Source organism: Halomonas sp. 707D4 (genome assembly GCF_024158685.1).
Classification (GTDB): Bacteria; Pseudomonadota; Gammaproteobacteria; order Pseudomonadales; family Halomonadaceae; genus Vreelandella.
Window position 1 is genome coordinate 1 of sequence record NZ_JAMZBD010000022.1, and the last position, 14,872, is coordinate 14,872.

Below are 14,872 nucleotides of genomic sequence, written 5' to 3' on the forward strand. Positions count from 1 at the left end.
GATCTCCTTCTCGATCAGCGTGGTGAGCTTCGCTTCGCTGCCGAGCAGGCCCGTGAGCGTCTTGCGCTCCTTTTCGAGCGCCTCCTGCTCGCCGCGAATCTTCATCTCCTCGAGCTTGGCCAAATGGCGCAGACGAAGCTCCAGGATCGCCTCGGCCTGGCGCTCGGAAAGCGCGAAGGCGTCGATCAGCGCGGCCTTGGGCTCGTCCTCCTCGCGGATGATGCGGATCACTTCGTCGAGGTTGAGGTAGGCGGTCAAGAGTCCTTCGAGGATGTGCAGGCGATCCTCGACCTTGCCGAGACGGTGCTCCAGGCGCCGGCGTACGGTGGCGCGGCGGAAGGTCAGCCATTCGCCGAGCATCTCCGGCAGCGGCATGACGCGCGGGCGGCCGTCGAGGCCGATCACGTTCATGTTCACCCGCACGTTCTTCTCGAGATCCGTGGTGGCGAACAGGTGCGCCATGAGTGATTCCACATCCACCCGGCTCGAGCGCGGCTCGATCACCAGGCGCGTGGGCTCCTCGTGGGTCGATTCGTCGCGCAGATCCGCCACCATGGGCAGTTTCTTCGCCTGCATCTGCGCGGCGATCTGCTCGAGCACCTTGGCCCCGCTCACCTGGTAGGGCACCGCGGTGATGACGATGTTGGCCTCTTCGCGTACATAGCGGGCACGCAGCTTCACCGAGCCGCGGCCGGCTTCATAGAGCTTACGCAGGTCCGCCGCCGGGGTGATGATCTCGGCGTCTGTGGGGAAATCCGGCGCGGTGATGAACTCCATCAGATTCGCGGTGGTGGCCTTGGGGTTTCGCAGCAGATGGCAGGTCGCCTCGACCACCTCGGAGACGTTGTGCGGCGGAATGTCGGTGGCCATGCCGACGGCGATGCCGGTACCGCCGTTCAACAGCACGTGGGGCAGACGCGCCGGCAGCACCACCGGCTCCTGCATGGTGCCGTCGAAGTTCGGCGCCCACTCGACGGTGCCCTGACCAAGCTCACTGAGCAGCACGTCGGCGAATTTCGAGAGTTTCGCCTCGGTGTAGCGCATCGCGGCAAAGGATTTCGGGTCGTCGGGGCTGCCCCAGTTGCCTTGTCCATCCACCAGCGGGTAGCGGTAGCTGAACGACTGGGCCATGAGCACCATGGCCTCGTAGCAGGCGCTGTCGCCGTGGGGGTGGAACTTGCCTAGCACGTCGCCGACGGTGCGCGCGGACTTCTTGTACTTGGCGTTGGCGTTGAGCGAAAGCTCACGCATGGCGTAGATGATGCGCCGCTGCACCGGCTTCATGCCGTCGCCGATGTTGGGAAGCGCCCGGTCTAAAATCACGTACATCGAGTAGTCGAGGTACGCCTTTTCGGTGTAATCGCGAAGGGAGAGACGCTCGACGTCGCCTTCGGCCACCTGAATATCCATGGTCATCGGGGGTTATACCTCAATGTCTGCGAGGTTGCCGTAATCTTCCAGCCACTTCTTGCGGTCGCTGGCGCGCTTCTTGGCGAGCAGCATGTCCATCATCTCGAGCGTTCCATCGCCATCCTCGAGCGTGAGCTGAACCAGCCGCCGGGTCTCCACCGCCATGGTGGTTTCTCGAAGCTGCAACGGGCTCATTTCACCCAGGCCCTTGAAGCGCTGAACGTTCGGGGTACCACGCTTCTTGGCCAGCTGCTTGAGGATCGCGGCCTTCTCGCTTTCGTCCAGGGCGTAGTGCACCTCCTTGCCCAGATCGATGCGGTAAAGCGGCGGCATGGCGACGAACACGTGGCCGGCATCCACCAGCGCCGGGAAGTGGCGCACGAACAGCGCGCACAGAAGCGTGGCGATATGCAGGCCGTCGGAGTCGGCGTCGGCGAGGATGCAGATCTTGTGGTAGCGCAGTTTCTCTAGATCGGCGCTGCCGGGGTCGGCGCCGATCGCGACCGCGATGTCGTGCACCTCCTGGGAGCCGTAGATGTCGTGGGTCTCGACCTCCCAAGTATTGAGGATCTTGCCGCGCAGCGGCAGGATCGCCTGGGTGTCGCGGTTGCGCGCCTGCTTGGCGCTGCCGCCGGCGGAGTCGCCCTCGACCAGGAAAAGCTCGCTGAGTGAGGGGTCCTGACCGGAGCAGTCGGCGAGCTTGCCGGGCAGTGCAGGGCCAGAGGTCACCTTCTTGCGCGCGACCTTCTTGGCCTTCTTCTGGCGGCTCTGGGCGGCGCTGATGACCAGCTCCGCGAGCTGCTCCGCCTGGTCGACGTGGTGGTTCAACCACAGCGAAAAGGCGTCCTTGACCACGTTGGAGACGAAGGCCGCGATGGTGCGCGACGACAGCCGCTCCTTGGTCTGCCCGGCGAACTGCGGGTCGAGCATCTTCACCGAGAGCACGAATGACGCGCGCTCCCAGAGATCGTCGGCGGTGAGCTTGATGCCGCGGGGCAGCAGGCTTCGGTACTCGCAGAACTCACGCAGCGCGTCCAGAAGCCCCGAGCGAAAGCCGTTGACGTGGGTGCCGCCCTGGGGCGTGGGAATCAGGTTGACGTAGCTCTCAAGGAGCGCCTCGCCGCCTTCCGGCAGCCACTGGATCGCCCAGTCGACGCCGTGCTCGTCGTCGCTGAAGTGGCCCACGAAGGGCTCGCTCGGTAGCACCTCGTAGCCGTCGGTGGCCTGGGCGAGATAGTCGCGCAGGCCGTCGGCGTAGGCCCACTCGGTTTTGGTGCCGTCCGGCTCGACCAGTGTTACCGCAAGCCCTGGGCAAAGCACCGCCTTGGCGCGCAACAGGTGCTTCAGGCGGCCAAGGGCGAGCTTGGGGCTGTCGAAGTAGCTTTCATCGGGCCAGAAGCGCACCAGGGTGCCGGTGGCGCGCTTGGCGGCCTTGCCGATCTCGTGGAGCTCCTCGGCCTTTTCGCCGTGCTCGAAGGCGATGGCGTGGCGGGCGCCGTCACGGGTCACTTCCACTTCCAGCCGGCGAGAGAGCGCGTTGACCACCGACACCCCGACGCCGTGCAGGCCGCCTGAAAAGCGGTAGCTCGACGAGGAGAACTTGCCGCCTGCGTGGAGCTTGGTGAGGATCAGCTCGACGCCGGAGACGCCGTGCTCCGGATGGATGTCGATCGGCATGCCGCGGCCGTTGTCCTTGACCTCGATGGCGCCGTCGCTTGCCAGCACCACCTCGATGGCCGTGGCGTGACCCGCCAGCGCTTCATCGACGCTGTTGTCGATGACTTCCTGGGCCAGGTGGTTGGGCCGGGTCGTGTCGGTGTACATGCCGGGACGCTTGCGTACCGGCTCGAGCCCGGAAAGGACCTCGATCGAACTCGCGCCGTACTGGGAGGCATCAAACTGGGTCATGGTGCATCAATTCCTGAGAAACGGTGCGCAGGCCACGCCGGGTGAACGGGCGCGGCGAAAAAAAGAGACAGCATAGCGTAAAAGCAAATTACTGTATATCCAGCCATATATTTTGCACTGGGCATGGCCGAGTCAGGCTGGACAGCGTTGATTTCATTACTCCGGCGACTCGCCCTGCTCTGCGGCCCGGAAGGTTCGGATCAGCCCCTGGCTCGAGGCGTCGAGGCCGTCGAGGGCGCTTTCGCCCTCCATCATCGCCTGGGTCTCCTTGGCGATCGCCTTGCCAAGCTCCACGCCCCACTGATCGAAGGGGTTGATGTCCCAGATCACCGCCTGCACGAACACCTTGTGCTCGTAGAGCGCGATCAGCGCGCCCAGGGTGTGCGGCGTAAGCTCGTCCATCAGCACCGTGGTGGAGGGCTGGTTGCCACGGTAGCGCTTGTGCGCCGGCGGCGTGCCCTCCTCAGCCACGGCGTCGTCGCCGAGCATCAGCACCCGCGACTGGGCGAAGCAGTTGGCCAGCGCCAGGCGGTGCTGGGCCTTGAGGTGGCGCCGGGTGTCCGGGTCCTCGATGTCGTCGTAGCGCTTGAGCGGGGCGATGAAGTCGCACACCACCGGCTGGGTGCCCTGGTGCAAAAGCTGGTAGAAGGCGTGCTGGGCGTTGGGGCCGAGCTGGCCCCAGAGCACCGGGCAGGTGGAGTAGCCCACCTCCTCGCCCTGGCGGGTGACCGACTTGCCGTTGGACTCCATCTCGAGCTGCTCGAGATACGCCGCGAAATACTCGAGGCGCCCATCGTAGGGCAGAATCGAATGAGCGCGGATATCCAGGAAGTTGACGTTCCAGATGCCCGCCAGGCCCAGCAGTACCGGCAGGTTCTGGTCCAGCGGCGCCTGGCGAAAGTGGTTGTCCATCGCATGGGCACCGGCCAGCAGTGCGCGAAAGTGCGTCATGCCGACGATCAGCGCGATGGGCAGGCCGATGGTGCCCCACAGCGAGTAGCGCCCGCCGACCCACTCCCAGAACATCAGCTGATGATCCGGCGCGATCCCCCACGCGCACATCTTCTCCGGGCTCGCGGAGACGCCGATGAAGTGCTGGCGCACGATCAATTCCGCGCTGACCGGGTCGCTTCCGGCCAGGTCATCGTGCTCGGAGAGCCGCCCAAGGAGCCAGTCCTTCGCCGTGTTGGCATTGGAGAGCGTATCGATAGTGGTGAACGACTTCGACGACAGGATGAACAGCGTGGTTTCCGGGTTGAAGCGGGCGAGGTAGTCGGCGAGCTGGGAGCCATCCATGGTCGAGGCAAAATGCACTTCCACCGGATGGATGTCCGCAGGGCGGTAGTCCGCCAGCGCGTGGGTGACCATCAGGGGGCCGAGATCCGAGCCGCCCACGCCCAGGTTCACCACGTGACGGATCGGCTTTCCGGTCGCGCCGCGCCACTGGCCTGCGTGCAGGCGCTCCACCAGCCGCTCCATCTGCGTCAGGCTCTCATGCACGGCGGCGACGATGTCGTCGCCCTCCACCGTCAGGGTGGCCTCCGGCGGCAGGCGAAGCGCGGTGTGCAGTGCCGGGCGATCTTCACTGACGTTCACCCGCTGGCCGCTCAAAAGCGCCTCGATGGCGCCGGGCAGGCCCGCCTCCTTCGCAAGCGCCAGCAGGTGACCCAGCGTCTCGTCGTTCCAGCGCTGCTTGGAGAGATCCAGCGTCAAGCCGTTCACCGCGCGGGTGAAGGCGCGCCAGCGGCATTCGCTTGCGCTGAAGAGCTCCTTGAGGTGCACCTGACGGAGCGTGTGCGCGTGGCGCTCGAGCGCTTGCCAGGCGGCAAGCTGGTCGGGAGTGTGGTGTCGTGCCAAAGCCGTGGGCCCTCTGGTTCGTGGCGTTGCAAAGCCGGGGACTGTCGCGGGTTGTCAAGGACGCGTAAACTACGCAACCTCCACTTTCTATCCTGGCTTGCCCATGAGTAACGCATCTTACCGTGACGCTATCTTTTCGACACCCCTTGACCGGGTGGCCCGCTTCTCTTTCGACGAGCAGGTGGTGGCGTGCTTCCCCGACATGGTTCGCCGATCGATCCCGGGGTACGGCCAGATTCTCGGCATGCTGAGCCTGATCGCGAAGCGCCATCTGCGTCACGGCGCCCACGTCTATGACCTGGGCTGCTCGCTCGGCGCCTCGGGCCTGGCGCTGGCCGGCGCCCTGCCTGCGGACGCCTTTCGCTATACCGGCGTCGACGTCTCGCCGGCCATGGTGGAAAAAGCGCGCGACACCTTCTCCACCGAGTGCCCGGAACACGCCATGACGGTGCTCGAGGAAGACATCCGTACCCTCGAGTACGCCTCGTCGGGCATGATCATCCTCAATTTCACGCTGCAGTTTCTACCACCGGATGACCGCGATGCCCTGCTCGCCAGGCTCTATGCCGCCCTCGAACCCGGCGGCGTGCTGATCCTGTCGGAGAAGACCGTCGACCCGGACGAGCGCGACAACGCCTGGCGGGTGGAGCGCTACCACGACTTCAAGCGCGCCAACGGCTACTCGGAGCTCGAGATCAGCCAGAAGCGCACCGCGCTCGAGAACGTGCTGGTTCCCGACAGCCTCGACGCGCTGCACCAGCGCCTGCAGACGGCGGGCTTTCCCCGTTCGATGACCTGGTTCCAGTACCTGAACTTCGCCTCGCTGATCGCGTTCAAGGAGGGTTGACGTGCCGTTACCGGATGATCACCGCGCCCTCTACCAGGCGTTTCTCGACCAGGCCGCGGAGAACGAAGCCCTGCTGCCCTGGCTCGCCCGGCTCCCCGCCCAGCTGGCCGCGGGACTCGACAAGAAGCGTCACGGAGATCTCTCCGTCTGGGAAAAGGCGGTGAAGAAACTGCCGGCACTGCCCGAGGCGCGCCGAGTCATGCTCGACGCCGATACGGTCAGCGTCGAGATGACGCTCGAGGAGAGCCAGCAGCGCCAGTGCTTCAACCTGCTCAAGAAGCTCGCGCCTTGGCGCAAGGGCCCGTTCAACCTTGGCGGCATCGAGATCGACACCGAGTGGCGCTCGGACTGGAAGTGGCAGCGCGTGGCGCCGCACCTTTCCGACTTGAGGTACCGCAAGGTACTCGATGTCGGCGGCGGCAGCGGCTATCACGCCTGGCGCATGGCCGGCGCGGGCGCCGCCTTCGTGCTGGTGATCGACCCCTCGCCGCGCTTCTACTGGCAGTTTCAGGCGGTGCGCCACTTCGTCGGCGACGTGGACGGCAACCGCACCCACTTTCTGCCGGTGGGCATCGAGGACGTGCCGGAAAACCTGGGCTTTTTCGACACCGTGTTCTCCATGGGCGTGCTGTATCACCGCGCCTCGCCCTTCGAGCACCTGAACCAGTTGAAAGCCGCCCTTGCCCCCGGCGGCGAGCTGGTGCTGGAAACCCTGGTGGTCGAAGGCGACGAGCAGACGGTGTTCGTGCCCGGCGAGCGCTACGCGGCGATGCCCAACGTCTACTTCCTGCCCTCCTCCAAAGCACTCTGCCACTGGCTGACCCGCTGCGGCTTCACCAACGTGCGCGTCGTCGATGAAGCCCCGACGACGCTTTCCGAGCAGCGCTCCACCGAGTGGATGAGCTACCAATCGCTTGCAGATTTTCTCGACCCCGAAGACCCCACGCGCACGATCGAGGGGTATGCGGCGCCACGGCGGGCGGTGGTGATGGCGAACAAAGCTAGCTAGATATTTTCTATTGCGCTTAAGCTACTAAAGAACCTTTGGTTATATGCATAACCAAAGGTTCTCAACCAATTTAAGCAAGACTTTCAACTGCGTTATATTTTTTGGAAAATATCAACTATATATAGAACCCATTTAAATAAATTAAATATGGTCTATAAACTCTAGAACTTATATTAATACATCAAATTTTAGTTTAATTAGATAAAATTAAAAACTTGGAAAATAGTATAATTAAATTTAAGCTTACATACTTAAGGCAGCGCTGTAAATTTTTTGCCATAAAACCTTCGTTTAATTTTTATTGAGACATTTATAAATTAATCAAATCAAATTTTACAACTATCAATTTTTATCTTTTCTTGAAGAAATCTTTATCAATATTCACTTTTATTTTCTAAATATGCGTTCAAACTATATTTTTAGATTAACACCTAATAATTTTTTGTAAGTTCACTATCAACATAAACACTTACCTCTTTACAGTTATCGTAATCTCTTTCAATATCAGGGAGGCTCGTAGAACATACAGTTCCGCTGAAGGTAGCTACGAACTCTCCATGAGTAGGGTCTATATTATAACTTTCGATATCAAGGGTTACACGTTCATCCGTATTATCACTCGCCCAATAAAAGTTTTTTTCAGGATCTGCTTCCCAAGTAATTGCTGCATTACGAATCTCTTTTCCTTCAGAATTAATAAAAGCGAAAACACTTATTGAACGATCGGCCTCTATCGGAATAAGTTTTTTTAAATCATCAGAGAGTGATGGTTTTTCATAGCCAGTGATAGATATAGAATAACTTTTTCCGCCTGAGCTTTTAGATAGGAATGAATTAGATTCAATATAATTAGACGACCTAAAGCTATTACCTTCAACTTCAACAGCTACAACATTGTAAACTTGAGTATTTCCATCGACCGTAACTTTTACAGTTCCTATACTTTTTAATGCATTAGCACGTAATACAATTACTACTAATGTAAAAAACAGTATGACTAAAATATAAAAACTTTGTTTCCTCAAAAAATAAAACAAGATGCCTCCTTTAGCATAATTGACTACAACTTACCAAAAGATGATTAAATTATTAATTTTTATTTTATAAAATTATCGTCGTAAGATCACCAGCCACCTTCCCAGATTCAGAATGCTGGTGAGCGAGGCCGCCACGTAGGTGAAGGCGCAGGCGGTGAGTACGTGGCGGGCGCCGGTCATGTCGGAAGGCGGCACGTACTCTTTCAAGAGCGGAAGCGCGCGGTTGAAGCTGGCGTCGAACTCGACCGGCAGGGTGACCAGATGCACCACCGCAGCGGTACCGAAGCTGATGACGGCAATGGCGATTACCGCGGCGAGCCCGCCGGGCAGGCGGGTGAGGATGAAGAGAAAGGGGGCGACCATCATCAAGAGCGCACCGAGCTTTTCGGCTTTCTGTGCCACGCCGACCATGCGGCTGCGCGCCACCAGTGGGGCGTAGCCTTCGGCATGCTGGAGGGCGTGGCCAACCTCGTGGGCGGCGACGGTCACGGCGGTGAGCGAACGCCCGTCGAAGTTCTCCGGGGAGAGGCGCACCGCCTTGGTCAGCGGGTCGTAGTGATCACCCTGCTCGCTCACCTCTACCGCAACGTGGCCGAGGTCGAAACGCCGCAGCAGATGGCTCGCCAGTTCACCGCCACTACCCGGGTAGTCGTTGCGGCCCCGGGCGTGGCGTTTGAGCACCCATTGCGCCCACAGGTTGGGAAGCAGAAAGATGGCGAGTGCCAATACGACGAGAAGAACGATCATGAGAAGTGCTCGAGCGGGAGTGCCCCCTTGTACCACGAGCGATCGGCGTTTACACGCCGTTCACTGTGAGATGCCGGCCTGCTCCGCTTCCTCCTCGGCCAGGTGCTCCTTGACGTCGCGCTTGACCGCGTCCAGCCCGCGCCGAGAAATTCGGCCCTGCCGGTGGGCGTGTTCGGCCATCAGCACGCTGTCGGCCGCCAGCACCAGGTCGCAATCCGTGCCGGCGAGCTCGTCGCGAAGGCGCTCGATGGCCTCTTGACGCTTGGGGTCCTTGTCCACCCGGCGAATGTAGATGGCCTTGATGCGCCCTGGGTAGGCCTTGACCACTTCGGTGTAGACCTCCGGGTCGTGCTGACCGCTATCGCCGATCAGGATGCAGGGCATCTCGTCGTAGAGTCCCAGCATGCGATCGATCAGATCGCGCTTGTGATCCTCGGCCTTGCGCGGCCAGGGCTTGCGCCAGGAGATGCCCCACTCGCGCAGAAACAAAATCGGTCCGACGGGGATGCGGTTCATCTGGAAGAACGCCTCGAGCATCTCGTAGATCGCCCAGGGCCCGCGGGAAACGTAGAGAATCGGCCGCTCGGCCTTTTCGCTGACGCCGCGATAGAGCGCCTGGTAGAGCGAGGCCACGCCGGGAAAGGCAGTGCGCCGATGCGGTTTGCGCACGAACAGCCGATAGAGCATCTTAAGCTTCTCGGCAACGCCGGTGAACATGACGGTGTCGTCGATGTCGCTGATCACAAGCAGGTCCGCCTCCGGGGGCGGCACGTAGACCTCGGCGCTGGTACGCACCGGCGTCCGGCCCTTTGCGCGCACGAGAATGTCCGCACGGTGCCAGGAGACGTCGATGGGAAGATCGTGTTCGATGGGAAGATGGGCGTCGAAGTAGCCGTCGCGATCGGTCGTCAGCGTCAGCGTGTTGCGGCCCAAGCTCAGCTCGACGTCAGCCTCCTTGAAACCGCGACGAAAGATGCGCCGAGCGACATCGGCAGTATCTCGCAGGATGCCGCGCCGTGGGATGGCGCGACCGAGAGCCGCCTGTCGAAATACACGCCCCATGACGAAGACTTCCTTCTGCGACCCGTAACCACGGTAGGGATGGACCACCATCCCCCCGCGGCCGCTGTCGCGCTTCATGGGCTTGGCGACAACGTGGGCAAGCCGCTTGGCGAAGCTCGCCCACTGGTGGTACCACGCCATCAGGCGTGCTGGCCTGAATGCTTGCCTTCCTGGATCTCCTCGAGCAGCTTGGCGCAGAAGGCATCGAGGTCTTCCGGCGTACGGCTGGTGACCAGCGCCTGATCACACACCACGGCTTCATCGACCCACTTCACGCCGGCATTCTTGAGATCCTGGGCGATGCTGTGCACCGAGGTCATTTCGCGACCTTCGACCACGCCGGCATTGATCAGTATCCACGGCGCGTGGCAGATCGCCCCTACCGGCTTGCCAGCCTGGAAGAACGCCTTGACGAAGCTCAGCGCGTCGTCGTTGGTGCGAAGCTCGTCCGGGTTGAACAGGCCGCCCGGCAGTACCAGCGCGTGGTAATCGGACTCGGAAACGTCGGAAAGCGCCTTGTCGGCCTCGTAGGTATCGCCCCACTCGGTTTCTGCCCAGGCGCGAATGCCCTTGCCGGTCGGCGTGACGATATGTACCTCGATACCGTTTTTCTGCAGCGAGGCGCGGGGCACGCTCAGCTCGGACTCTTCGAAACCGTCGGCAGCCAGGATCGCGACACGTTTACCGTTCAGTGCTTGATTCATCATGCTCTCCATTTCGTGATGAGGACATTGCGTGGTGACTACTCGTGGTAGCTACTCGTGACAACTACGCGTTACGGCCATGCCGTACAACGCCTTACAAGTGTGGCCCATCTTGTACAATCGTCAAGCGCTAATATAGAACCAGACCAGATACCACGGGCACTAAATCTTGTACAAGCCAGGTAAAACGGGAATAAAAAAGCCGGCCCTTCATCGAAGGGCCGGCCCGGTTTCGAGACGCGAACGGCTAGAACAACTTGGCGATGTCCTTGGCTTCCCAGTGCGGGAAATGCTTGCGCACCAGGGCGTTGAGGTCGCGCTCGAAAGCGGCCCAGTCGGTGCGGGTCGAAGCCTCGCGAGCGCTTGCCACCCCGCGAATCATGCCGGCGCCGACGGTCACGTTGGTGAGCCGGTCGATGAGGATGAAGCTGCCGGTGCCGGGGCTTGCGCGGTAGTCGTCGAGCGGGATGCTCGCGGTCAGTTCCACCTCGCAGCGGGCGATGGCGTTGAGCTCGAGCGCCTGGGCGGGGTGCTTTTCGAGCGTGTTCACGTCCACCTGGTACTCGATGGCGCGCACCTCGCCGGAAAGATCCCGCGTGGCGAGCTTGAAGTCATAGAGCTTGCCCGGCGTGAGGGCATCCTCGTGCATCCAGACGATGTCCGCGGTGAAGGCGTTGGAGATCGGCACCTTGGCGTCGGCCTGGACCAGCCAGTCGCCGCGGGAGATATCGATCTCGTCCTCGAGCGTGACGGTGATCGCCTGCCCCGGGTAGGCTGCGCTCAGATCACCATCGAAAGTGACGATGCGCTCGACCCGCGACGTCTTGCCGGAGGGCAATGCCTTGATCCGCTGCCCCGGGCGCAGGATGCCCGCCGCCAGCGTGCCGCAGTAGCCGCGAAAGTCCAGGTTCGGGCGGTTCACGTACTGCACCGGCAGGCGCAGATCCGACAGGTTCTGGTCATGGCTCAGCTCGACGCTCTCCAGAAGCTCGATCAGCGTCTTGCCCTCGTAGCCGGAACCAAAGTACCAGGGCGTGCGCTCGCTCTTGTTGACCACGTTGTCACCGGTCAGCGCCGACAGCGGCACGAAGCGGATGTCCGGGGCATCGAGGTTGGTGGCGAACGCCTGGTAGTCGCGCTTGATCTCGTTGAAACGCTCCTCGGAGAAATCGACCAGATCCATCTTGTTGACGGCGATGACCAGGTGCTGGATGCCCAGCAGGTCGGCGATGAAGCTGTGGCGCCGGGTCTGGGTCTGCACCCCGTAGCGCGCGTCGATCAAGATCACCGCAAGGCTCGCGGTCGAGGCGCCGGTGGCCATGTTGCGGGTGTACTGCTCGTGGCCCGGGGTGTCGGCGATGATGAACTTGCGCTTGTCGGTAGAGAAGAACCGGTAGGCGACATCGATGGTGATGCCCTGCTCGCGCTCGGACTGCAGCCCGTCGACCAGCAGCGCCAGGTCCACCGCATCCCCGGTGGTACCGCTGGTTTTCGAGGCCTGGGTGATGGCGGCGAGCTGGTCTTCGAAGATCATCTTGGAGTCGTGCAGCATTCGCCCGATCAGCGTCGACTTGCCGTCATCGACGCTTCCGCAGGTGATGAAGCGCAAGAGGTCCTTGTTCTCGTGCTCGTGCAGGTACTGCTCGATGTTGTCGGCGATCAAGTTCGATTGGTGTGCCATCAGAAATACCCCTCGCGCTTTTTCTTCTCCATGGAGCCGACCTGGTCGCGGTCGATCGCCCGGCCGCTGCGCTCGCTGGTGCGCGTCAGCAGCATTTCCTGGATGATCTCGGGAAGCGTTGCCGCCGTGGACTCGACAGCCCCCGTCAGCGGGTAGCAGCCCAGGGTGCGAAAGCGCACGGATTTTTGCTCGGGTACCTCACCGGGTGCCAGCGGCAGGCGCTCGTCGTCGACCATCACCTGCATGCCGTCGCGCTCGACGATGGGGCGCGGGGCCGCGTAGTAGAGCGGCACGATCGGGATCGACTCCAGGTAGATGTACTGCCAGATGTCGAGCTCGGTCCAGTTGGAGAGCGGGAAGACGCGGATCGACTCGCCCTTGTTGACCTTGGCGTTGTAGACGTTCCAGAGCTCCGGACGCTGGCTCTTCGGGTCCCAGCGGTGGTACTTGTCGCGAAACGAGTAGACCCGCTCCTTGGCGCGCGAGGCTTCCTCATCCCGGCGTGCACCGCCAAAGGCAGCGTCGAAACCGTACTTGTCCAGAGCCTGCTTGAGCGCCTGGGTCTTCATGATGTCGGTGTACTTGGCGCTGCCGTGATCGAAGGGGTTGATGTTCGCCGCCCGCCCCTCTTCGTTGGTGTGCACCAGAAGCTCCATGCCAGCCTCACGCGCCATACGGTTGCGAAACTCGATCATCTCGCGGAATTTCCAGGTGGTATCCACGTGCAGCAGCGGAAACGGCGGGGTGCCCGGATAGAACGCCTTGCGCGCCAGGTGAAGCATGACCGAGGAGTCCTTGCCGATGGAGTACATCATCACCGGGTTGGCGAACTCGGCAGCCACTTCACGAATGATGTGGATCGACTCGGCCTCGAGCTGCTTGAGATGCGTCAACCGCGCGCCGTCGATCGCGATGGAAGTCTCGCGCCGCTCTTGGCTCGGCGGAGCTTTGAACTGGGTCATTGCCTACTCCCTCTGGGCGGGCCGCGTCCGATCCATACGGCGCGCGGCATTCACCTCATTCTGATCAGTGGGACTAGGGTAACGCGTCCATTTAATAACTCGAAAGAATTAATAACTATCTTTTTATTCTTTTAGTAACTATCTGATGACGCATGCGCCAGGATCAGAGGTTCACGCGCTCCACCCAGGTCTGCCATTCGTCGCCGCGCAGCTCGACGATGCGATAGCCGGGACGGGATGCCTCGTCGATGGCGAACGCCTTCGCCCCGGGCATGAACTGATCCGCCATCGCCGGGCAGCCGTAGACCTCGACGCTGCGCTCGCCTACAGATCGACGCTGGGCAAACGCCTGGTGGGCATGGCCGAACAGCACGATCTTGACCTGAGGATAGTCCGCCAGGGTCTGCCAGAATGCGTCGCGATCCTTGAGCCCGATGGCGTCCATCCACGCAGCTCCAACCTCGACCGGCGGATGATGCAAGCCGATGACCACGGGCCTGTCGCTTTGCTCGAGCGCCTCGCCCAGAGCCGCCAATCGCTCGGAACCGAGTTCGCCGTGGGGCATCTGTGCCACTCGGGTATCGAGCAGCAAGAGACGCCAGGCGCCGAGGTCGACCTCGTCGATCAGCGGGTGGCACTCGACCATCAGATCGGGCTGGTCGTGGTTGCCGGGAATCCAGAACCACGGGCACGCAAGCCCCTCGAGGGCCCGGCAGGCGTGCTGGTAGGAAGCCAGCGTCTCGTCCTGGCTGACGTCGCCACTCAGCAGCACCACGTCCGGGCGCTCACGCATCACTTGCGCCAGCACGCGCTCGAACTGGCGCCACGGCACGCCGCTGCGCGAGCGCGCATGCTTGTCCGCGTGCAGGTGGGCATCGGTGATCTGGATCAGGCGCATCAGGGCAGCTCGGGCATGTCGTAGGCGTGGCCGTGGGCCAGCCCGTGAGCCAGCCACTCGCCCAGGAAACGGTTGAGCTGCAGCTTCTCGTCGGGCTGGTGCATCTTGGCATTGGGATAGCGGTAGCGGCCGTTGAAGTGGCGCTGGCGCTGGAAATCGGTGACCTCGGCCATGCGCACGTCGTGATAGAGATGCACGCGCATGCGCGGGCCCTCGAGCACGACGTCCAGCGGGCCGCTCTGGGTGAGCTCGACCATGGTGGTGTAAGGCGCCTGCTCGAGCACCGCCAGGTGCAGCTCGCCCAGATGGCGCGCGTCCTGATGCAGGGCGATATCCCGCTGCTGGCCGGCCTCCAGGTTGCCCACCAGGCGCAGCAGGCGGGCGTAGTTGGCACTGCACTCGCCTTGCAGCGATCGCAGGTCGGTGACGTAGGCGGCTCTAGCCATCTTCGCTCCTTTGAAACTCACGGGGACTCGGCGCCTGATGAGGGGCGGCGCGCAGCGTGGCGCGCTGGCCGTTGAGCCAGTAGAGCCCGATCAGACACATGGCGTTGTCGAGCCGCCCCTGGCCGAGAAGTTCCCACACCGCCGAAAAACTCAGCACGTGAACGCGAATGTCCTCGTGCTCCTCGGCCAGGCCATGAATGCCACCGAGGCTTGCGGTATCCACCAGGCCGCAAAACAGCGTGACCCGCTCGTTGCAGGCGCCAGGGCTCGGGTAGTAGGTGTGCAGCAGGGTCAGATCATTCAC

At 61.9% G+C, this 14,872-nt stretch carries 13 protein-coding genes and 1 pseudogene; 2 read left to right on the plus strand and 12 right to left on the minus strand.

Features of this window, described 5'->3' with window-relative positions:
• From parC to pgi, 3 genes are all read right to left on the minus strand, one after another.
• The coding region (gene parC, locus BIS11_RS01980; protein ID WP_253585691.1) for a DNA topoisomerase IV subunit A at nt 1–1,416 on the minus strand (1,416 nt) is incomplete at its 3' end.
• A 6-nt stretch (nt 1,417–1,422) separates the two neighbouring features.
• Nucleotides 1,423–3,318, minus strand: a complete 1,896-nt coding sequence (parE, locus tag BIS11_RS01985; protein WP_253419793.1) for a DNA topoisomerase IV subunit B — start codon at nt 3,316–3,318, stop codon at nt 1,423–1,425.
• A 156-nt stretch (nt 3,319–3,474) separates the two neighbouring features.
• Complete coding sequence (gene pgi / locus BIS11_RS01990; RefSeq protein WP_253419796.1) at nt 3,475–5,175, minus strand: glucose-6-phosphate isomerase; 1,701 nt, start codon at nt 5,173–5,175, stop codon at nt 3,475–3,477.
• Between the two features lie 103 nt (nt 5,176–5,278).
• Here pgi and cmoA point away from each other — a divergent pair, with 103 nt between their 5' ends.
• Both cmoA and cmoB read left to right on the plus strand, forming a co-directional pair.
• Nucleotides 5,279–6,022 (plus strand): carboxy-S-adenosyl-L-methionine synthase CmoA, encoded by a 744-nt coding sequence (gene cmoA, locus BIS11_RS01995; protein ID WP_253419801.1) that lies wholly within the window; start codon nt 5,279–5,281, stop codon nt 6,020–6,022.
• Between the two features lies 1 nt (nt 6,023).
• Nucleotides 6,024–7,031: a tRNA 5-methoxyuridine(34)/uridine 5-oxyacetic acid(34) synthase CmoB gene (cmoB, locus tag BIS11_RS02000; protein WP_253419804.1), complete on the plus strand. Its 1,008-nt coding sequence runs from the start codon at nt 6,024–6,026 to the stop codon at nt 7,029–7,031.
• 431 nt (nt 7,032–7,462) lie between these two features.
• Here the strand turns inward: cmoB and BIS11_RS02005 are convergent, their stop codons facing one another.
• The 9 genes and pseudogenes from BIS11_RS02005 to nudF all read right to left on the minus strand — a co-directional run.
• Nucleotides 7,463–8,068, minus strand: a complete 606-nt coding sequence (locus tag BIS11_RS02005; protein ID WP_253419807.1) for a hypothetical protein — start codon at nt 8,066–8,068, stop codon at nt 7,463–7,465.
• Nucleotides 8,069–8,140: 72 nt separating this feature from the next.
• The gene (locus tag BIS11_RS02010; RefSeq protein ID WP_253419810.1) at nt 8,141–8,815 is read right to left on the minus strand and encodes a zinc metallopeptidase; all 675 of its coding nucleotides are present in this window, start codon (nt 8,813–8,815) and stop codon (nt 8,141–8,143) included.
• A 60-nt stretch (nt 8,816–8,875) separates the two neighbouring features.
• Nucleotides 8,876–10,018, minus strand: a complete 1,143-nt coding sequence (locus BIS11_RS02015; protein ID WP_253419813.1) for an App1 family protein — start codon at nt 10,016–10,018, stop codon at nt 8,876–8,878.
• Complete coding sequence (locus BIS11_RS02020) at nt 10,018–10,581, minus strand: type 1 glutamine amidotransferase domain-containing protein (protein WP_253419816.1); 564 nt, start codon at nt 10,579–10,581, stop codon at nt 10,018–10,020. Before BIS11_RS02020 ends, BIS11_RS02015 begins: the two co-directional genes overlap by 1 nt.
• Before the next feature lie 247 nt (nt 10,582–10,828).
• On the minus strand, nt 10,829–12,262 hold the full coding sequence (cysN, locus tag BIS11_RS02025; RefSeq protein ID WP_253419819.1) for a sulfate adenylyltransferase subunit CysN: 1,434 nt from the start codon (nt 12,260–12,262) through the stop codon (nt 10,829–10,831).
• The gene (gene cysD, locus BIS11_RS02030) at nt 12,262–13,224 is read right to left on the minus strand and encodes a sulfate adenylyltransferase subunit CysD (RefSeq protein WP_253419822.1); all 963 of its coding nucleotides are present in this window, start codon (nt 13,222–13,224) and stop codon (nt 12,262–12,264) included. Before cysD ends, cysN begins: the two co-directional genes overlap by 1 nt.
• Nucleotides 13,225–13,387: 163 nt before the next feature.
• Nucleotides 13,388–14,122 carry a metallophosphoesterase gene (locus BIS11_RS02035; RefSeq protein WP_253419825.1) on the minus strand — a complete coding sequence of 245 codons (735 nt, stop codon included), beginning with the start codon at nt 14,120–14,122 and terminating at the stop codon, nt 13,388–13,390.
• Nucleotides 14,122–14,568, minus strand: coding sequence for a DUF1249 domain-containing protein (locus BIS11_RS02040; protein WP_253419828.1), 447 nt, complete (start codon nt 14,566–14,568; stop codon nt 14,122–14,124). The genes BIS11_RS02035 and BIS11_RS02040 overlap by 1 nt, the downstream gene beginning before the upstream one ends.
• Nucleotides 14,561–14,872: pseudogene (gene nudF / locus BIS11_RS02045) on the minus strand (ADP-ribose diphosphatase); the annotation flags it as partial. The pseudogene nudF and the gene BIS11_RS02040, both read right to left, overlap by 8 nt.